The sequence below is a fragment of the Mycobacterium cajalii genome (assembly GCF_045809005.2).
GTDB lineage: Bacteria > Actinomycetota > Actinomycetes > Mycobacteriales > Mycobacteriaceae > Mycobacterium.
The window spans coordinates 4,777,325-4,797,344 of sequence record NZ_CM141436.1; the positions used below are offsets into that span (position 1 = coordinate 4,777,325).

Here is a 20,020-nt window from a genome sequence, read left to right on the forward strand (position 1 = left end):
CTGCCTTATCGTGCCGACAGGCCGGGGATCACCGTGGCCGGACCATTTTCATCGGCGGCCGGTCCGCCAGCGACACCGGCGAGGTGTGCGGGGTGAAGCCGAAACCCTCGGGCCCGTCGGCGAGGAACTGGGTCAACCCGACCCCGGAGTCGGGGATCCCGCAGCGGGAGAGCAGGGTCGCGATGACCTGACGGCTCATCGCCCCCAGTTCGGCCAGCGGCCTGTTGCGGTGAGCCCGCACACCCAGGTTGACCTGGGCGATCGCGTCGAGCCCCAACCGGTCGAAGGTGTCGACCAGCAGGCCGATCTCCACGCCGTAGCCCGGGGCGAACGGTAGTGAGGTCAGCAATTCCCGGCTCGCGGCGTACTCGCCGCCCAGCGGCTGCAGAATGCGGCCCAGCTCCGGTCGCAACGCCGCCAACAGCGGCCGGGCCACCAGCTCGGTGACCCGCCCGCCGCCCGTCTCCCCCGCGGTGCCGTCGGCGTCGCCGACCTGCAGGGGCCGCCGGTAGAAGCTTTTCACCAGGTGAACGCCGTCGCCGGTGAGCAGCGGAGCGACCAGCCACGGCACGAACATCGGGTGCGGGTCGATCAGGTCGGAGTCGACGAACACCACGATGTCGCCGCTGGTGGCCGCCAGGGAGCGCCACAACGCCTCGCCCTTGCCGGGCCGGGGTGGCACCCCGGGAAGCGCCTGTTCGCGGCTGACGACGCGGGCGCCGGCGGCGATGGCGCGGATCTCGGTGTCGTCGGTCGAGCCGGAGTCGAGCACGATCAGCTCGTCGATCAGGCCCCCGCCGTCGCCGATCAGCGGCGAGACGCTCTCGATCACCGATTGGACGGTGTCCTGCTCGTTGAGGGCGGGCAGCACCACGGAGATGGTCCGCCCGGCCTTCGCGGCCTCCAGCTCCTCGACGGTCCAGCCGGGCCGGTGCCAGCGGTCGCGCAGCCAGACGTCCCCGGGGCGTGCGGACACGGTCCCCGCACCCGTCAGTTCGCCGGCGACGAGTTCGGATGCCGTCATGCCAGTCCCCTCACCGTGCGCGCCGGCGGGCGCGTTCCCTGGATCGAGGCCACCATCTCCAGAACCCGCCGGGTGGCCGCGACCTGGTGCACCCGAAACATTCGCGCACCCGCGGCCGCCGCCAGCGCGGTGGCCGCCAATGTTCCCTCGAGCCGCTCGGTCAATTCCACTCCAAGAGTCTCCCCGACGAAGTCCTTGTTGCTCAAAGCCATGAGCACCGGCCACCCCGTGTTAACAAGATCGCCGACGTGGCGCAACAGGGCCAGACCGTGGAAGGTGTTCTTGCCGAAGTCGTGGGCCGGGTCGATGAGCACCCTGTCGGGGGCCACCCCGGCCGCCACGGCCCTCTCGGCGGCGCCGGTGACCTTGCGGATCACGTCGTCCACCACGCCGCGGGCCGATGTACCGTAACTCACCCGGAACGGGCGGGTGCGCGGCAGCGCGCCCCCGGTGTGCGAACACACCAGTCCCGCGCCGAACTCGGCGGCCACCGCAGGCAGGGCGGGGTCGACGCCGCCCCAGGTGTCGTTGATCAGGTCCGCGCCGGCGGCGCAGGCCACCCTGGCCACCTCCGAGCGCCAGGTGTCGGCACTGACCAGCTGGTCCGGATAGGCGCCGCGCAGCCACTCGATGAACGGCACCAGGCGGGCGATCTCGGTGGCCGCGTCGACGCTGTCACCGGGCCCCGCTTTGACACCGCCCACGTCGATCACGTCGGCGCCGTCGGCGATGGCCCGGTGGACCGCATCCCGGGCGGCGCCGTCGCTGAAGGTCGCACCGCGGTCGTAGAACGAATCCGGGGTGCGGTTGACGATCGCCATGATCAGCGGGCGATCCCCTGCGACCGGGCGGCCGCACAGCGTGGACTGCACGCATATATGGTGCCTGGTTCCCGCAAACCCCGCGGCGCGCAGGCCCCGTTGCGGGCGTCTCGCGTCAGCCCCGCGGTCGCTTACCGGCTCGAACCGACGGGCCGGTGCACTCCCCCGGGCCCTTCAGCCCCCGCGGTCGCTCACCGGTAGTGGGTCAGTTTGAAAAGGTCAGTTTGAATCGGGTGGTCAACCCCTAACGGCGTCGTCGACGCTCAAGATATTGGTAGAAACCCGGGGCCGTGTAGATGTATTGGCCTTTGCGCTCTCGATAGATGACGTTCTCAGCGACTAGTCTGCCGAGGAGTACGTTCACGTTTCCCGATGACTTCGAAGACCGTGAGTTCAACTCCGCGACAATAAGCGGCGGGTAGGAACACTTGCCCGAGTCAACCAACAAGTCCTGCTCTGCCGGTGTTAGCGAAGCGATGCGGGGTTCGTAGAAGTCCAGATCCAGCCGCCGGTATATCTCCTCTCGGGCTTCGAGTAGAAGCGGCACACTCAATTCGGTCGTACCGGAAGCCCGCGCGATTTCCCATAATTCCTTGCCCCACAACTGAATGAAGTATGGGTAGCCTTCGACCTCGTCCAGAACAGCCGCCACTAGTTCTGGCGTGGCTGAGTAACCCGTGTCGTGGAGTGGAAGTACGAATGCGTCCTCAGCGGCGCGTCGATCGAGCGAACTGACCTCTTCGCCCGTAAACATACGTTCGGTATACGTCCGAGCGGCGAGCAAATTCACCGTGAGGGTGGGCAGTCCACACAGTACGAGCGCTAGGGGGGCCCCGGCTCGCTGAAGTGTTGAGACGGCCGAGATGAGTATTGAGAGGGGGTGATCCCCTTCACGACCCTTGTCATCGCTTAACACTTGCGCTTCGTCCAATAAAAGAGCGAATCCGGTCTTGCCGGCCTTTAACGCTGCATCGACCGTCTCTTTTAGCTCGTCACCGAGGGCAGATGCGTCTCCCGCCAGATCACCCGCCAATGACCACGAGACCCCCTCCCATTCCACTGTTACGGCGCGTCGCATCGCTTCTGCTGCCGACGCAAGGCCACGGCGAACCCGCGTGGCAATCGACAAGTCACGGCGTAGGCGATCGGTGGTCGATTGCAACATGGCGATTAGACCCGCGTTTGAGTTCTGTTGCGGTTGAAGCTCCAACTGGATAGTTGCCCAGTTCCGCTCAGTCGCTACTTCCTCCAGCTTCCGCAACAGGACAGTTTTGCCGACACCCCTCAGGCCGGTGATTCTGATACTGGCGGGTATATCTGGAGCACCGTCCAACGTGTTCACGAACCGCTGAATCTCACGTTCACGGCCCGTTAGGTGGGTGGGCGTTAGACCCACCCCGGGCCGGTATGGGTTTCTTGCCTGGACTGAGGGCGGCATCTCAAGCTTTCAATCAAGGAAAATTACAGAGTCTCTGTAAGGCTTCCCGTTGAGGGTACCCGCGACCTAAAGAACATTACAAAAACGTTGTAAGGTCTCGTACGATGAGCTACTCAAAGGACATTACAGATTGTCTGTAATGTTACGTGCGTTTGGGCGATGCCGCGGTAGGTCCGCACGCGGTCCTCAACGTCGGCGGGCGTCGCAGGCGTCACCTTACGGCCCCTAGCGGCCTTGGTGAGTGCCACGTGGGGCCGCGCGAAGTTGTAGACATGTAGTGCAGCGATATCGCGTTCCAGCCATGACAGCGACGGCAACTCGGGGCACAGCCCCACCCACCCGTTGTCCTCGTCCCACCACTCAACCCGGTAGGTGTAGCGATCTGGCGTCTCGTCGGTAGCATCGGCCGCGATGGACGCGGCGAGCGCATTGAGGTCGCGGGGACGTTTACTTGACCGGTCAGGCATTTCTCCCATCACCCCACCCGGACGCCGGAGCCCGGCGAATTACATCGCTTCAAACTGACCCACTACCCGCTTACCGGCTCGAACCGATGGGCCGGTGCACTCCCCCGGGCCCTTCAGCCCCGCGGTCGCTTACCGGCCGCCACCTCGTCGGGGTAGTCGTCGTAGTACGGCACGTAGCCCTCGTCGCGGCCGGCCAGCACGTACAGCGGGTCCTTGACGTCGGGACCGTAACCCTGGTCGCGCAGCTGCACCTTGCGGCTCTTGAACGTCGTGGTCTGCTCGATCGAGTCCACCACCCGCACGAACAGCGGCAGCGCGTACGCGGGGAGCTGCGAATACACCGCGCGGGCCAGCGACTGCCCATCGAACTCGGCGCCCTCGCGCAGCTTGACCGCGGCCATGCCGGCGCGCCCGCCGGTGCGGGGCACCTCGACACCGAACACCGTGCAGTCCTCGACGGAGTCGTCGGACGCCAGCGCCGCCTCGACCTCGGTGGTGGCGACGTTTTCGCCTTTCCACCGGAAGGTGTCGCCGAGCCGGTCGACGAAGGCGGCATGCCACAGGCCTTGCGGGCTCATCACGTCCCCCGAGTTGAACCAGCAGTCACCCTCGCGGAAAGCGTCACGCACCAACTTCTTTTCGGTCGACTCCGCGTCGGTGTAGCCGTCGAACGGCTGCAGCCGGTTGACGGGGGTGAGCAACAGGCCGGGTTGTCCGGCCGGGACCCGGCGCACCCGGCCGCTCTCGTCGCGCAGCGGCGCGCCGGTGTCGGGGTCGTACTCCACGTAGGCCAGCGGCATCGGGAACAGTCCGGTGGTCTTGGGCACGTTGAAGACGTTGATGAACGCGGCGTTGCCCTCACTCGAGGCGTAGAACTCGCAGACACGGCTGATACCGAAGCGCTTGGTGAACTCGTCCCAGATCTCCGGGCGCAGCCCGTTGCCGGCGATCACCCGAACGTTGTGCGCACGATCGGTGGGCTTCGGCGGCTGGTTGAGCAGGTAGCGGCAGATCTCGCCGATGTAGATGAACGCGGTGGCCCCGCTCGCGATCACCTCGTCCCAGAACTTGGACGCCGAAAACGACGCGCCGAGCACCAGCGTCGCGCCGGAGTTGATCACCGACGACAGCGCCACCGTCAGGGCGTTGTTGTGGTATAGCGGCAGGCAGCTGTACAGGGCGTCGGAGCTCTTCAGCCGCAGGCCCATGCCGCCGAACGCGGCCAGCGCGGCCAGCCACCGGCGGTGTGTCATCACGCTGGCCTTGGGGAATCCCGTGGTGCCCGAGGTGAAGATGTAGAACGCGGTGTCGCGGGCCTGCACGGCCGAGGCGGACGCCGGATTGGTGGCCGGGGCGCTCACGGCGAACCGCTCGAGGTCTTCGACGGTGAGCGTATCGGCGGTGGCCGAGACCTCGAAGGCCCCGCATTCGGCGACCGCGCTGACCAGGTCGGTCTCCGCGATCAGCACCTTGGCGTCCAGCAGGCCCAGGCTGTGCGCCAGCACCTCGCCGCGCTGGTGGTAGTTGATCATCCCCGCGACGGCACCGCACTTGACCGTGGCCAGCATGGCCAGCACGGTGCTGGGCGAGTTGCGCAGCATGATGGCAACGACGTCGCCCTTACCGACGCCCCGCGCGGCCAGCACCGCGGCGTAGCGGTTGGCGGCCGCGTTGGCGTCGCGGTAGGTCACCTCCTGGTCGCCGAACCTCAGGAACACCCGGTCGCCGTGGCGGGCGGCCCGCTCCTGGAAGACGGTGCCGATCGACTTCTTGGAGTCCGGCCGGGCCAGCAGCCCGGTCAGCGCCCCGCGCAGGATGACCGGCAGGTCGGCCAGTACGCCCGGCAACCTGAGTGCGATGTCGGTCAGGCCAACCGCCTTGCGCGCTCCCCCGTCGTGTTCGGACACGTCGATCCCTCGATTCCCTGTCAACAGTCCAGCTCGGCGGCCAGCCTATCGGGGGCCGCGACGGACCGCGGCTCAGGCGGGCGCGCACGCCTCGATCGCGGCGCTCACCTTGTCGACCAGCACCAACCGGTCCATGGCCGCCTGCGAGACGTACCCGCGGTCGGCCAGCCCGCACAACCAGATCCACAACCCCTCGTAGTGCCCCAGCGGGTCCAGCAGCACGATCGGCTTGCCGTGTATCCCGAGGTAGCCGGTGGTCCATGCGTCGAACAGCTCGTCGAGGGTGCCGACGCCGCCGGGCAGGACGATGAACGCGTCGGCGAGGTCTTCCATCGAGCGCTTGCGGTCGCGCATCGTGTCGCTGACGATCAGCTCGTCGGCGTCGGTGTCGGCGATCTCGCGGCGCATCAGGTGCTGCGGGATGACACCGATGGTGTGGCCGCCGCGGGCCCGCGCCGCGCCGGCGACCGCCCCCATCGCCGACACCCGGCCACCGCCCCACACCAGGGTCCAGCCGCGCTCGGCGATCGCCTCGCCGAGTTCGGCGGCCAGGGCGAGCAATTCGGGATGCGTCGGCGCGGACGCGCAGTAGACGCAGACGGCCCAGCGGCCTGACGCATTGCCTCCCGGGCCCATATCCGCCAAAGGTAGACCAAGCCCCGACGGCGCGCCCGCCGATGCGCCCCGCCGGGCTCGCCCGCGCAATAAGATCCGGCAGTGCCGATTCGATGGAACGTCCCGCTGCATGCGGCGGCGCTGGACCGGCTGAACGACGCCCTGGCCGGCGGCGCCGGTGCCGTGGTGCTCGGGCCCGACGGCGTCGGGAAGTCCACGTTGGCGCGGTTGGCCGCCGAGCACTTCGCCCGCCGGCACCCGAACGTGCTCGCCAGGTGGGTCACCGGCACCCCGAGCGAGCGGGCGGTGCCGTTCGGGGCCTTCGGCCATCTGGTCGCGGTCGCGGACCTCGGCAAGCCGGCGGCGTTGTTGCGGGCGGCCCGGGCCTCGCTGGCGGCGGGCGGTGAAGACCTGCTGCTGGTCGTCGACGACGCCCACGAACTGGACATCCTGTCGGCGACGCTGGTCTATCAGTTGGCGCTGGCCGGCACGGCACGGCTGATTGTCACCGCCCGTGCGGACGCCGCCCCCGAGGCCATCGCGGCGCTGTGGACCGACGCCCTGCTGGACCCCATCGACATCGAGGCGCCCGGCGGGCCGACCGACCCGGCCGAGGTCGACGAGTTCATCGCCGCGTTGCCCGCGCCGGCCCGGTCGGTGCTGGACTACCTGGCCGTCGAGGAACCGCTGACGCTGGCCGACCTGACGGTCCTGGCCGGCGACGGCGCGGTGGAGCAGGCGCGGGAATGGGGCGCGGCGGAGACGCGGGAACGCGGCGTGCCGGTGATCTACACCGCGCACCCGCTGTTCGCCGAGCGGGCCCGGGCCGCGCTCGGAGCCGACGGCGCCCGGCGGCGGCGCACCGAGATCGTGACGTTGCTGTCCCGGCGTGCGCCCGGGCATCTCAGCGAGCGGCTGCGGCTGGCTTCCCTGGCGCTGGACAGCGACGCCCAGCAGCCGGTCGCCGAGGTGGTCGCGGCCGCCGAGCAGGCCCTGCGGCTGGGCGACCTCGAACTGGGCGAACGGCTGGCCCGCTCGGCGCTGGACCGCTCCGGGGACCTCGCGGCGCGGCTGCCGCTGGCCCACGCCCTGGCCTGGCAGGGTCGCGGCCGCGAGGCCGAGGCGGCGCTGGCCGTGGTCGACCCGGCCGCGCTGCCCGAACCGGAGCTGATGGCGTTCACGCTGTTGCGGGCGGCCAATCAGTTCTGGATGCTCGGCGAACCCGAACGCGCGACCGCGTTTTTGCGGACCGTGCGCAACCGGGTCACCGATCCCGCCTCGCTGACCACCCTGCAGGCGCTGAGCGCCACGTTCGCGATGAACGCGGGCAATGTCGCCCATGCCGTCGAGATCGCCGGGGAGGTGCTGGCGTCGCCGGCGGCCGACGACCAGGCGGTGGCGTGGGCGGCCAGCGCGGCCGCGCTGTGCTCGGCGCGACAGGGCCGGTTCGACGATGTCGAGCCGCTGGCCCGGCGGGCCCTGGCCGCTGAGCATCCCGGGCTGCTGCGCTTCACCATCGGGTTGGGGCAGACCACCGCGCTGCTGATGGCTGGCCGGCTCGACGCGGCCGCCGAACTCGCCCAGCAGTTCACCGATTTCGCCGAACTGCAGCAGCCGGGCCGCGCGATCGGCGAGGTGCTGCTGGCCCATGTGCTGATCGCCGCCGGGGAATTCGACCGGGCCGCGGCGCTGCTCGGCCCGGCGGCCACCACGCTGGAACGCACCGGATATTCGTGGGGACCACTGTCGTTGACGCTGCTGGCCACCGCGCTGGCCCAGCAGGGCGACACCGCCGCTGCGGCAAAGGCGTTGAGCAGGGCCGAATCCCGCCACGGAACCAAGTCGGCGCTGTTCGCCCCCGAGCTCGGAGTGGCGCGGGCCTGGCGGCTGGCCGCGGTGCGCGACGCACACGGCGCCGTGGCCGCCGCCCGCGAGGCCGCGCGCATGGCCGAACGCGGCGGCCAGCCCGGCGCGGCGCTGCGGGCGTGGTATGAGGCCGTGCGTCTCGGCGACATTCGCGCCGCGGATCCGCTGGCCCGGCTGTGCGACGAAATCGACTGTCCAACGGGCAGTCTCGCACTGTCACACGCGCGGGCGCTGGCCGCCGGCGACGCGGCCGCGCTGCGGGCGGTGTCCGGCGACCTGGCCGCGCTGGGGATGCGCGCGGCGGCCGCCGACGCCGCCGCGCAGGCCCGGCGGTGCGCCGACCGTTAAGCGCTGAGGTACGCCCGCAACACGTCCACGGCGGCGGTGATGTTGCCCACCGGCACCGCTTCGTCGCGCTTGTGCGCGACGTTGGGGTCGCCGGGCCCGAAGTTGACCGCCGGGATGCCCAGGGCGGCGAACCGCGCCACGTCCGTCCAGCCGTATTTCGCCCGGACGCGTCCGTCGGCGGCCTCGACCAGGGCCCCGGCGGCGGGCTGCGCCAGCCCGGGCAGGGCGCCCGGTGCGGCGTCGGTCTGCTCGATGCCCACGTCGAGCCCGTCGAACACCTCGTGCACGTGCGCCAGCGCGGCGGCCACCGACCGGTCGGGCGCGAAACGGAAGTTGACCGTCACCGAGGCGGCGTCGGGGATCACGTTGCCGGCCACGCCGCCCTCGATCCGCACGGCCGACAGGCCCTCGCGGTAGGTGCACCCGTCGATGTCCACGGAGCGCGCCCGGTATCGCGCCAGCCGGTCCAGGACGGGGCTGAGCTTGTGAATGGCGTTGTCGCCCAGCCAGGAACGCGCCGAGTGTGCGCGGGTGCCGGTGGCGCCGATCACCACGCGCAGCGTCCCCTGGCAGCCGGCTTCGATGTAGCCGCCGGTGGGCTCGCCCAGGACGGCCACGTCGGCGGACAGCCAGTCCCGCAGCTCGCGCTCGATGCGCCCCAATCCGTTTGCGGCGGCCTCGATCTCCTCGCAGTCGTAGAACACCAGCGTCAGGTCGTGCGCGGGTTCGGCCACGGTGGCGGCCAGGTGCAGGAACACCGCGTCACCGGATTTCATGTCGGCGGCCCCGCAGCCGTACAGCAGGTCGCCGTCGCGGCGGCTGGGCAGGTTGCCGGCCGCCGGGACGGTGTCGAGGTGTCCGGCCAGCAGCACCCGCGACGGCCGGCCCATTGACGTGCGCGCCAAAACCGCGTTGCCGTTGCGGACGATCTCGAAGCCCGACGTCTGGGCGCGCAGCGCGGCCTCCACCTCGTCGGCGAGGTGCGCCTCGTGCCGCGATTCGCTGGGGATGTCGACCAGCGCCGCGGTCAGCTCGATCGGGTCCCCGCGCAAGTCCAGCACGACCCAAGTATGCCGAGCAGACGCAAAAGCTCCTATTTCCGCCCCGAACAGGGCGCTTTTGTGTCTGCTCGGCCAGAGTAAAGTAACCTGACCGCCGTGACTGGAGCTGCAGGAATCGGGCTGGCGACGCTGGCCTCGGACGGATCGATTCTCGACACCTGGTTCCCCGCACCGGAATTGACCGAATCGGGCACCACCACCACCTCGCGGCTCGCCGCGTCCGACGTTCCCGCGGACCTGGGCGCGCTGGTCGGCCGCGACGAGGACCGCGGCACCGAGACCGTCGCGGTGCGCACGGTGATCGGCTCGCTCGACGACGTCGCCACCGACTCCTACGACGCCTACCTGCGGTTACATCTGCTCTCGCACCGGCTGGTGGCCCCCCACGGCCTGAACGCCAACGGGCTGTTCGGGGTACTGACCAACGTGGTGTGGACCAACCACGGCCCCTGCGCCGTCGACGGGTTCGAGGCGGTCCGGACCCGGCTGCGCCGCCGCGGACCGGTGACCGTCTACGGTGTCGACAAGTTCCCGCGGATGGTCGACTACGTCGTGCCGAGCGGGGTGCGCATCGCCGACGCCGACCGGGTGCGCCTGGGCGCCCACCTGGCCCCGGGCACCACCGTGATGCACGAGGGCTTCGTCAACTTCAACGCCGGCACGCTGGGCGCGTCGATGGTCGAAGGCCGCATCTCCGCCGGTGTGGTGGTGGGCGACGGGTCGGACGTCGGCGGCGGGGCATCGATCATGGGCACGCTGTCCGGCGGCGGCACGGATGTCATCTCGATCGGGAAGCGCTGCCTGCTGGGCGCGAACGCGGGGCTGGGCATCTCGCTCGGCGACGACTGCGTCGTCGAGGCCGGCCTCTACGTCACCGCGGGCACCAAGGTGACCACGCCGGCCGGCAAAGTGGTCAAGGCCAGGGAGCTCTCCGGCGCCGGGAACATGCTGTTCCGCCGCAATTCGCGCACCGGGTCAGTCGAGGTGGTGGCCCGCGACGGCCGGGGCATCACGCTCAACGAGGAGTTGCACGCCAACTGAGTCAGCGGCAGCCGTTGCACTGCAGGTCTGGCGACGCCGCCGCTCCCAGCGCCGCCCCGTTGGTCTCCGGCAGCAAATAGGTGCTGAGCAGGCTGACCAACACCAGCGCGGCAAGTAGCAGGCTCAGCGCCCAGCTGCCGAAGCTGGCCAGCAGCGTCCCGGCGATCAGCGGCGGCAGCGCCCCGCCGAGGATGCCGGCCAGGTTGCTGGACAGCGCGGTGCCGGTGTAGCGGTAGCGGGTGGCGAACAGTTCGGGCACGAACGACGCCGTGGGGCCGGCGGCGATGGCGCCGACGGCGTACATGCCCACGATCGCGACCGCGAACAGGACGGGGCTGCCCGTGTCCATCAGCGGGATCACGACCAGCGACCACGGCAGCGACGCCGCCCTCCCCGCCAGCATCATCCGTCGCCGCCCGACCCGGTCGGACAGGCTCGCGGAGACCGCGACGAGCGCGATGCTCGCCAGGCCGCCCAGCACCCCGACGACCAGGATCAGGGTGCGGGAATGCCCCAGTTCGCTCTGCGCGTACCGGGCCAGGTACGTGCTGGCCATGTAGACGAATCCGAATCCGCTGACGACGCTGCCTCCGGCCAGGACGATCGTGCGGAACTCGCGGCGCAGCACCTCCTTGATCGGCGCCTCGGTGACGGGGGCGCGGGCCTTCTCGCCGGCGAACACCGGGGTCTCGCCGATGTTGAGCCGCACGTACAGGGCGACGGCGATCAGCGCGGCGCTGATCAGGAACGGAACCCGCCACCCCCACTGCAGGAACGCGGCGCTGCGCTCGCCGATGGTCGCGTTCACGCCGAGGAACACCAGGCTGGTCAGCACCAGCGCGACACCGCCGCCCAGCGGGGTGAACATGCCGTACCGGCCGCGGCGGCCCGCGGGCGCGTACTCGGCGCTCAGCAGCGCCGACCCCGCCCACTCGCCGCCGACGGCGAACCCCTGCAGCACTCGCAGGGCGATCAGGATCAGCGGGGCGGCGCCCCCGATGGCCGCGGGAGTGGGCACCAGGCCAACCCCGACCGTGGACACGGCCATGATCAGCAACGTGGCGACGAGCGTCTTCTTGCGGCCCAGCCGATCCCCGAAGTGCCCGAACACGGCCGCGCCGAGCGGCCGCGAAAGAAACGCGGTGGCGAACGTGCCCATCGAGGCGACCGTGGCCAGCGCGGGGCTGAGGCCCGGGAAGAACACGGTGGGGAACACCAGCGCCGCCGCGATGCCGTAGATGAGGAAGTCGTAGAACTCGATGGCGGAGCCGACCAGGCAGGCGGCCGCCACCCGCCTCATCGGCGTGACGCCGGGGTCCGCGTGGATCGACACGGTAACGACGGTAGGCGACGCCACGCGGTCGCGCTCGGGGACGGGCCGCGCTCTCAGCCTTCGGACAGCAACTGCTTCTTGAGCACCTTGCCCATGGCGTTGCGGGGCAGCGAATCCACGAAGCGCACCTCGCGCGGCCGCTTGTGGGCCGAAAGCTCCCGGGCGACATGGTTGACCAACTCGTCGGCGGACACGTCCGACGCCCCGACGACGTAGGCGACGATGCGCTGGCCCAGGTCGTCGTCGGGCACCCCGACGACGGCCACCTCGCCCACGCCCGGATGCCCCAGCAACGCCGTCTCGATCTCGCCGGCGCCGATGCGGTATCCGCCGGACTTGATCAGGTCGACGGACTCGCGCCCGACGATGCGGTGCATCCCGCTGCCGTCGATGACCGCGACGTCCCCGGTGCGGTACCAGCCGTCGGTGTCGAACGCCTCGGCGGTGGCGTCCGGCCGGTTGAGGTAGCCGTCGAACATCGTCGGCCCGCGAACCTGCAGCCTGCCAACGGTTTCCCCGTCGTGCGGCGCGGGGCCGCCGTCCTCGTCGAGCAGCCGGGCCTGCACGCCGGGCAGCGGGAGGCCGACCCAGCCGGCGCGCCGCTCACCGTCCGCGCGCGTGGACAGCGTGATCAGCGACTCCGAGGCGCCGTAGCGTTCGACGGGCCGGTGCCCGGTCAGCCCGGCGAGCCCGTCGAACACCGGTACCGGCAGCGGGGCGCTGCCGGAGACCAGCAGCCGCGCCCGGCTCAGCGCCCGCGCGGAGGCCTCGTCGGCCACCACCCGCGACCACACCGTGGGCACCCCGAAGTACAGCGTGCCGCCGGCTTCCGAACACGCCTGGGCATAACCGGCCGGTGTCGGCTTTCCGGTGTGCACGAAGCGGTTTCCCACGCGCAGCGATCCGAGCAGGCCCAAGACCAGGCCGTGCACGTGGAACAGCGGCAGTCCGTGCACCAGGACGTCCTCGGCCGTCCACTGCCAGGCTTCGGCCAGCGCGTCGAGGTCGGCGGCGATCGCGCGCCGGCTCAGCACCACCCCCTTGGGCAGCCCGGTGGTGCCGGAGGTGTAGATGACCATCGCGGTGGCATCGGGCGGCGGCTCGGAGTACCGGTGCCAGGAGCGCGCGTGCAGCCGGACGGGGATGTGCGGCAACCCTTCCGGCTCGTCCGGCAGGGGCCCCAGCCAGGCCTGCACCCGCGAGTCGGTGAGCATGTGGCGGCGTTCGGACGTACCGATGTCGGCGGGCACCGGGACGAACGGGACGCCGGCGATCAGACAGCCGGTGACCGCCAGCACCGTCGCCGCGGTGGGCGTGGCCAGCACCGCGACCCGGTCCGCGCCGGCGACCCGTTCGGCCACCGACGTCGCGGCACCGACCAGGTCGCCGCGGCTCAGCGCGACGCCGTCGATGCGCACCGCGTCGGCGAGGTCGGTGGCGGTGACGAGCGCGGGATTCAGGGAAGCCAGCAGCACGTGAGCAGGTTACTGCTCGTCCCAGATCTTCATCAGGGTGGCCAGGATCTCCTCGCCGCGCCCCAGCCCGGCGAGATGGCTTTCGCCCGGCAGCACGTAGAGCTCGGCGTCGGGCAGCCGCGACACCACGTGCTCGCCGTGGGCGAACGGCACGATGTGGTCGTGGTCGCCGTGCCACCAGCGGACCGGGACCTTGACCTCGTCAAGCCGGAATCCCCAGTCCCGGGTGAACAGGATGACGTCGTTGAACGGGGCCGCCAATTGCTTGCGGCTGCCGTTGAGCAGGTCGTCGAGGAACATGGCCCCGAACTCGGGCCGGGTGAGCAGGCGCCGGTCGCCTTCGGGCGACAGCGCGGCATACAGATGGAGCGCGGGGTTGGCGACCGGACGGATCATGCGGACCATCAGGCTCGCGCCGATCCGCAGCGGGTCACCGCCCAGCCGCAGCAGCGGCGCCGCCCGCTTGCCCAGGTTCATCAGGCCGCTGGTGATGCCTTCGTCGCCGACGAACGGCGCGACGCCGCCGAGCACGCCGGCGGCGACCACCCGGTCGGGCAGGACCGCGGCGGACGCCAGCGCGTAGGGACCGCCGCCGGACAGGCCGACCACGGCCATCTTGTCGATGCCCAGCGTGTCCGCGATCGTGCGCAGGTCTTCGCCGAAGGCCCGGATGTTCTCGTAGCGATGGGGCGTCGAGGAGCCGATCCCGGGGCGGTCCAGGCCGATGAGCCGGATGTGGTTGTTCTCGGCGTAGACGCGGGCCTCGGTGGGGATCTGCCGGCGCGCGCCGGGGGTGCCGTGCAGCCAGAACACCGCCCGCCCCTGGGGGTCGCCGAACTCGGCGAACCCGATCTGCCGGTCGGTGCCGACGGCGACGTTTCCTTCGAGCTTGGGACGGGCGATCTCGATGGCCATGCCGAGCAGCTTGGCATGGGAAAGGTGGTTTGCCAAAGGCTCACGGGGAGTCGACCGCTCCGCGGTTGATTGGGCAGTTGGAGCTCTAGCCTCGATTTTTCGTGCGGGTGGGGTTCGGGGGTGCTGAGCCATGAAGATCGCTGAGCGATAGCGATTTTGGGCTTGGGGTGTGTTTGGCCGTCCCGTGTCGCCGGGGTGGGCGGGCTTTCCTATGGCCGGTGGGTCTTTCGGGTCGTCGGGGCGGGTTTGCGGTGGTCAGGGGAAGGCGGCGCGGATGCGCTGCCAGGCGGTTGCGATGGCACCGGCCCAGCGCCAGGTGGCGTCGATGCGCAGCCGTAGTTGGCGGGCGCCGCGGGTGATGCGGGCCGCGACGTGCAGGACCCGGTAGCGGAAGGCGGTGATCTCGCAGCGGGCCAGCTGCGGGGCGTCGGTGAATCCGATCAGTTGGGCCCAGGCGACCAGATCGGCGGCGGCCAGGACGATTTCGAGCCAGGCGGCGTTGGACTGGAAATCATGACAGGGCAGGTTGGCCAGGCCGGCGGCTTTGGCTTCGCGGATGCGGTCCTCGACGCGGGCGTGCTGGCGGTGGCGCAGTTCCAGACCGGCCAGCTGCCCGGGAACCATCCCCGGTGGGGTGTCGGTGATGAAGGCGGTCACCCGCATGCCGTCGATGTCGGTGAAGCGCAGCTGCGCCCCGGGGTGTGGGCGTTCTTTGCGCAGCACCAGCCGGGTCCCGGCAGGCCAGGCCGACAGGTTGACCAGGCCGGTGGCCTCGGCCACCCACGCCCCGTCCCGGATCTGCCCATCGGAGTCGATCCCCGGATACCAGCCATCGCCGAGGTTGAGGGTGTCCACGGCGTCCTGGACCCGGGCATCGACGGGAAACCCGAAGGAGAACCCGACCCCGTGATCGCGGCAGGCCTGGGCAAACTTGTGGGTGGCTCCGGCGGAATCTGAGCGCACCACCACCGCCGGCGCAGCCGGGTTCTGCGGGCCGGGACGCCAATCTGCCGGCAGCGAATCCAAAGCCTGCTGAAGGACCGTGACGTGATCGGCGGCGGTATTGGATCCGGCGTTGCCTTTGCGCAGCAGCCCGGCCAGGGCCTCACCGCCGGCGATCTGCGGGCGGTCCAGAAACGCCAGCAGCGGGTGATGGCCGAACGACTTCTTCCACGTCGGCGCCGCCTGCGCCTTGTTGTCGGAATGGTCGATGACCAGCGTGGCGTCGATGTCGATGTACAGCGGCACACCCGCCGGGGGCGCGGCCCCGGCCGCCCAGGCCGCCGCCCGCGCCGATGCCCGCGCGGTGCGAACCTTCGGCAGGTGCGCGGCATCGATGCGATAATCGATCAGCCGCCACATCGTCGTTGTCGAGGCCTTGGCCCCGAACACATGCTCGCGATCCCCACACAACTGGCCGACCCCGTCGATGCAGTCCGCCCCGTCAGCCACCGCCGCGGCAAGATCGGCGAACACCGCACCCGGGGCATAAGTCCACGGCCCCTTGTAAGTATCGGCCAACACCGCCGTGACCTGCGCTGATAACCCGGTCAGATCGGCCAGTTCCCGCAACAGCCCCATCCCGGCGTGCGACACCACCCCGCGACCGTCCGCCGATACTTTCACCCGCCGCGTCACCGCGATACTCTTCACTTGCGAAGTGCCTTCCGCTCGCCATATGGAAACCTAGAGAATTCCCATTATGCGTTGCAGGACAGGCACTTTCGCGCATCAACACCCAGCTACTTCGGCATTCCGCGAAAAATCCGGGCTAGTGCCACGACGCGGCCCCCTAGCGACACCGGTTTTGCCCGGCTATTTATCCAGCCATTGATTGGCCAGGGTTCGGGCTATACTGCGGACTCATGAAGACGGTGCCGCTGACTGAGGCCAAGGACAAGCTCTCCGCGTTGGTCGACGAGGCCGACACCACCCACGAAATCATCCAGATCACCCGGCACGGCCGCGTCGCGGCAGTTCTCATGTCCGCCGACGACCTCGAGTCGCTCAACGAAACTCTGCACGCGCTCCGGACACCGGGTGTGGCCGACGAGCTCGCCCAGGCCGACGCCGACTACGCCGCCGGAAAGACGGTCAGCGGCGAAGAGATTCGCCGGCGCTACGGCTTGAAGTGACCGGGCCGCAGACACCGTGGTCCGTCCAGCTGTCGCCGTCGGCGTCGCGCTCCCTCGACCGGCTCGCGCACAGAGTCGCCGCTGCGATCGCCGAATTCATCACCCTCACATTGCCGGCTGACCCATACCGGCTGTCCAAGCCGCTGCGATTCGAATTCGAAGGCTGGCGCGTCGCGCGCCGCGGCGATTACCGCGTCACATTCCGGGCGCTCGAGAACGACCGCGTGCTGTACATCGGCCGCATCGAGCACCGCGCGCATGCCTATCGCCGCTGACGCCATCTGCGGCGGCTCAGACGTTCAGCACCCGCTCACCGATCACCCGAGCCGCGCGCAGCGACGCCACCTCGTCGTCGGAGCACCCCAACCCGCGCAGGATCTCGTCGTTGTGCCGGCCCAGGGTCGGCGGGGCGCTGCGGTGGTGCCGCGCCGGGCCGGGGGTGATGCGAAACGGCCACCCCGGGTAGCGGTGCGGCCCGGTGACCGGGTGCTCGAACTCCTCGTAGTAGCCGCGGGCGTCGAGTTGCGGGATGCCGTACATGTCCTCGCCGGTACTGACCCGCTCGGCCGCAATGCCATGCGCCGCACAGGTTCCCACGATCTCCGCGGCCGTCTGCGTCGCGGTCCAGGCGCCGACGATCGCGTCGAAGGCGTCGTGGTCGGACCCGTCCCGGTCGGGCACGGACAGCGCGACCCAGGCGTCGTCCGCGGTCGGGTAGACACCCTGCAGGTAGCCGCGCTGCCGGTTGCCCTCGCGCGGACGCACCACGCCGTTCATCGAGTACTCGATCACCGGTTCCGCGGTGACGCAGGCCGCGACCTCGATCTGGGCGATCTCGATCAGCCGGCCCGCCCCGGCGCGGTTGCGGTGCTCGAGCGCGGCCAGCAGCGCGACGCCCGCGTGCACGCCGACGATCGGGTCGGCGGGCCCCTGCGGGTTGCACGGCGGCCCGTCGGGATAGCCGGTGGCCGCCGACATCCCGGAGGTCTGTTCGAAGTTCAGCGCCCAGCCGACGTAGTCGCGCCAGGGGCCGTGCAACCCGAACCCGGGCATCCGGACCATGATCACGCCGGGGTTCAGCGCCACCACCGACTCGTAGTCCAGACCGAACTGCTCGACGACGCGCGGGGAGAAGTTCTCCACGACGACGTCGGCCTCCGCGGCCAGCCGGCGGGCGATGTCGAGGCCCCGCTGCGAGGTCAGGTCGAGCGTGAGGTCGCGCTTGTTGAGGTTGGTGCCCTGCCAGATCGGGCTGCGCTCGTACCAGTCGTCGCCCTCGTAGGCGAACGCCCCCGAGTAGCGGTGGCCGTCGGGACGCTGGATCGACTCGACCTTGACGATGTCGGCGCCGAACGCCCCGAGGTAGCAGGTCAGGTACGCCCCGGCCCAGAACGTGGTCAGGTCGAGCACCCGCAGCCCCGCGAAGGGCAGCCGCCCCGGAGCCACCGGAGTCAACGGGTTCGGCTGTGGCGCACCGGTTTCGGAGAACCGGAACGGCGGGCCCGGGCGCCGGAACGACCAGCCGGCGCCACCCGCGTCGACGAAGAATCCGCGTTCGGCGTACTGCGGACAGGCCGGCACCGTGGCGCCGTCGTTGACCGGGGAGGCCGGGATGCGCAGCGCCTGGGCCAGTTCGACGATCTCGGCGACGGTATGGCCGGCCAGCCAGGGCTCGGCCTCGGCGAAGAATTCGGCGCGCTCCGGTCCGCCCATCATGATCGCGATCTGCTGCTCGCCGCATTCCGGCAGTCCGAGCATCGCGCACACGTCGAGCCAGTGCTGCCCCGTCAGACAGTTGATGCCCACCCACCCGTCGGCGGACCGCACGACTCCGAGCATCGGCGCCGAGCTCGCATGCGTCGGCGGAATCGGTTGTGACCAAACGCTTCCCGGCATTGAGGTACTCGAAAAGCCCGCAGCGCCGGGGATCGGTGGCGCCACCGGGAAACGGGCCCCACCGGCGCAGCGGATCCCCTTCGGGCGGCTCGACTTTGGTGACCGTGGCGCCGAGGTCGGCGAGGAGCTTGCCGGCGTAGGGGCCCGAGATGTCGCCGGCGAGTTCGACGACGCGCAGCCCGGCCAGCGGCCCTGTCACGCGGGGATCCCGATGGCCTTCACCTCCATGTACTGGTGCAGCCCGCGGATCCCGCCGCTTTCCCGGCCGAATCCGCTCAATTTGAAACCGCCGAACGGGGCGTCGCCGGGCCCGACGCCGTTGATCGCGACCTGCCCGGTGCGGATGCGGCGGGCGACGGCGACCGCCCGGTCCACGTCGGTGCCCCACACGGCGCCGGAAAGCCCGTAGCGGGAGTTGTTCGCGATCGCCACGGCCTCGTCGTCGCCGGCGTAGCGCAGCACGGTCAGCACCGGGCCGAAGACCTCCTCCTGGGCGATCGCCGAGTCCGGGTCGACCTCGGTGAGAATCGTCGGCTCGAAATAGAATCCGGTGTCCAGCCCGGCCGGGCGGCCGCCGCCGGTCACCAGTTTCGCCCCGTCGCGAACGGCCCCGTCGACGTGCTTTTGGACGCGGTCGCGCTGGGCCGCGCTGATCAGCGGTCCCATCCGCGTCGCGGGATCCCGGGGGTCGCCGACCTTGACATCGCCGGCGAGCGCGACGAGCCGGTCGACGACGTCGTCGTGCAGCTTCTCGGGCAGCAGCAGCCGGCTGTGCAGGATGCAGGCCTGCCCGGCGTGCAGTGAGCAGCAGTTGAACAGCAGCTGCTCGAGCATCTCGTCGGTGACGGTCGCGTCGTCCAGGACGACGCTCGCCGACTTGCCGCCGCACTCCAGCAGGAGCCGCGTCATGGCGTCGCCGGCGGAGCGCATGACCTCGCACCCGACGGTCGAGCTGCCGGTGAAGCTGATCATGTCGATCCGCGGGTCGGTGGTGAGCAGCTTGGCGGCCTGCAGGCCCGACGGCGTCACGACGTTGACCACCCCCGGCGGGATGTCGGTGTGCTCGTCGATGATTCGGGCCAGCGCGAGCCCGGCCAGCGGCGTCAGCGGCGACGGCTTGAGCACGACGGTGTTGCCCGCGGCCAGCGCGTTGTTCACCTTCATGACGTTGAGAATGTGCGGGAAGTTCCACGGTGTCAGGATGGACACCACACCGAGGGGCTCGTGCCGCAGCACGGTGGTACCGGCGCCGATCCCGGTGACCGGCTCGTCGACCAGCTGCGTGGCCAACTGCGCCGCGTGCATGGACGTGTATCCGGCGCCGTCGATCTGCATCATTCGTTCGTTCGCAACGCAGCCCCACTCCGCCTGCGAGAGCGCGAAGAACTCGTCGGCGCGCTCGAGCAGCGCCGCGCCCAGCTGGTTGAGGCAGGCGGACCGCTCCTCGGGACCCATCGCCGACCAGGGGCCGTCGTCGAAAGCGCGGCGCGCGGCCGCGATCGCGTCGCCGACCTGCGCGACGCTCGCGTCGGGGGCGCCGGCGATGACCTGTTCGGTCGCCGGGTCGATGTCGTCGTAGCGGCCGTCCCCCGGTTCGACCCAGCCTCCGTCGATGTAGAGCCGATAGGTGTCGACCAGGGGACCCGGAGGTGGTAACTCGGCCATGCGCTTCCTTACC

16 protein-coding genes and 1 pseudogene are annotated in these 20,020 nt (G+C 70.4%); 4 read left to right on the top strand and 13 right to left on the bottom strand.

Features of this window, described 5'->3' with window-relative positions:
* Positions 1–28 precede the first annotated feature (28 nt).
* From ACJ512_RS22620 to ACJ512_RS22645, 6 genes are all read right to left on the bottom strand, one after another.
* On the bottom strand, positions 29–1,024 hold the full coding sequence (locus ACJ512_RS22620; RefSeq protein ID WP_407686218.1) for a glucosyl-3-phosphoglycerate synthase: 996 nt from the start codon (positions 1,022–1,024) through the stop codon (positions 29–31).
* The gene (gene folP, locus ACJ512_RS22625; protein ID WP_407686225.1) at positions 1,021–1,845 is read right to left on the bottom strand and encodes a dihydropteroate synthase; all 825 of its coding nucleotides are present in this window, start codon (positions 1,843–1,845) and stop codon (positions 1,021–1,023) included. The genes ACJ512_RS22620 and folP overlap by 4 nt, the downstream gene beginning before the upstream one ends.
* 244 nt (positions 1,846–2,089) lie before the next feature.
* Positions 2,090–3,187, bottom strand: a complete 1,098-nt coding sequence (locus ACJ512_RS22630; protein ID WP_461479849.1) for an AAA family ATPase — start codon at positions 3,185–3,187, stop codon at positions 2,090–2,092.
* A 209-nt stretch (positions 3,188–3,396) separates the two neighbouring features.
* A complete protein-coding gene (locus ACJ512_RS22635; protein ID WP_407686220.1) occupies positions 3,397–3,759 on the bottom strand; it encodes a hypothetical protein in 363 nt (120 codons plus the stop codon).
* A 104-nt stretch (positions 3,760–3,863) separates the two neighbouring features.
* Entirely contained in the window at positions 3,864–5,657 is a 1,794-nt protein-coding gene (fadD6, locus tag ACJ512_RS22640) for a long-chain-acyl-CoA synthetase FadD6 (protein WP_407686226.1), read from the bottom strand.
* A 72-nt stretch (positions 5,658–5,729) separates the two neighbouring features.
* Positions 5,730–6,293: a TIGR00730 family Rossman fold protein gene (locus tag ACJ512_RS22645; RefSeq protein WP_407686221.1), complete on the bottom strand. Its 564-nt coding sequence runs from the start codon at positions 6,291–6,293 to the stop codon at positions 5,730–5,732.
* 81 nt (positions 6,294–6,374) lie between these two features.
* Between ACJ512_RS22645 and ACJ512_RS22650 the strand changes: the two genes are divergently transcribed.
* Entirely contained in the window at positions 6,375–8,486 is a 2,112-nt protein-coding gene (locus ACJ512_RS22650) for an AAA family ATPase (RefSeq protein WP_461479850.1), read from the top strand.
* Here ACJ512_RS22650 and dapE read toward each other — a convergent pair.
* On the bottom strand, positions 8,483–9,547 hold the full coding sequence (gene dapE / locus ACJ512_RS22655; RefSeq protein WP_407689580.1) for a succinyl-diaminopimelate desuccinylase: 1,065 nt from the start codon (positions 9,545–9,547) through the stop codon (positions 8,483–8,485). The genes ACJ512_RS22650 and dapE overlap by 4 nt on opposite strands.
* 87 nt (positions 9,548–9,634) lie before the next feature.
* Here dapE and dapD point away from each other — a divergent pair, with 87 nt between their 5' ends.
* Entirely contained in the window at positions 9,635–10,588 is a 954-nt protein-coding gene (gene dapD, locus ACJ512_RS22660; protein WP_407689582.1) for a 2,3,4,5-tetrahydropyridine-2,6-dicarboxylate N-succinyltransferase, read from the top strand.
* Between the two features lies 1 nt (position 10,589).
* On the opposite strand, the gene ACJ512_RS22665 is transcribed toward dapD, so the two are convergent.
* The 4 genes from ACJ512_RS22665 to ACJ512_RS22680 all read right to left on the bottom strand — a co-directional run bounded on the left by ACJ512_RS22665 (position 10,590) and on the right by ACJ512_RS22680 (position 15,964).
* Positions 10,590–11,888 (bottom strand): MFS transporter, encoded by a 1,299-nt coding sequence (locus tag ACJ512_RS22665; protein ID WP_407689583.1) that lies wholly within the window; start codon positions 11,886–11,888, stop codon positions 10,590–10,592.
* Between the two features lie 86 nt (positions 11,889–11,974).
* Entirely contained in the window at positions 11,975–13,396 is a 1,422-nt protein-coding gene (locus ACJ512_RS22670) for an acyl-CoA synthetase (RefSeq protein ID WP_407689581.1), read from the bottom strand.
* Between the two features lie 9 nt (positions 13,397–13,405).
* Positions 13,406–14,311, bottom strand: coding sequence for an alpha/beta fold hydrolase (locus tag ACJ512_RS22675; protein WP_407689584.1), 906 nt, complete (start codon positions 14,309–14,311; stop codon positions 13,406–13,408).
* A 255-nt stretch (positions 14,312–14,566) separates the two neighbouring features.
* Entirely contained in the window at positions 14,567–15,964 is a 1,398-nt protein-coding gene (locus ACJ512_RS22680) for an IS1380 family transposase (RefSeq protein ID WP_461479851.1), read from the bottom strand.
* Positions 15,965–16,176: 212 nt separating this feature from the next.
* On the opposite strand from ACJ512_RS22680, the gene ACJ512_RS22685 reads away from it, so the two are divergent.
* On the top strand, positions 16,177–16,446 hold the full coding sequence (locus ACJ512_RS22685; protein ID WP_369737527.1) for a type II toxin-antitoxin system Phd/YefM family antitoxin: 270 nt from the start codon (positions 16,177–16,179) through the stop codon (positions 16,444–16,446).
* Positions 16,443–16,721 carry a type II toxin-antitoxin system RelE family toxin gene (locus ACJ512_RS22690; protein WP_407688937.1) on the top strand — a complete coding sequence of 93 codons (279 nt, stop codon included), beginning with the start codon at positions 16,443–16,445 and terminating at the stop codon, positions 16,719–16,721. The genes ACJ512_RS22685 and ACJ512_RS22690 overlap by 4 nt, the downstream gene beginning before the upstream one ends.
* Before the next feature lie 16 nt (positions 16,722–16,737).
* Here ACJ512_RS22690 and ACJ512_RS22695 read toward each other — a convergent pair.
* Positions 16,738–18,541 (bottom strand): annotated as a pseudogene (locus tag ACJ512_RS22695) (CaiB/BaiF CoA-transferase family protein).
* On the bottom strand, positions 18,538–20,007 hold the full coding sequence (locus ACJ512_RS22700; RefSeq protein WP_407688936.1) for an aldehyde dehydrogenase family protein: 1,470 nt from the start codon (positions 20,005–20,007) through the stop codon (positions 18,538–18,540). The pseudogene ACJ512_RS22695 and the gene ACJ512_RS22700 overlap by 4 nt, the downstream one beginning before the upstream one ends.
* Positions 20,008–20,020: the final 13 nt, after the last annotated feature.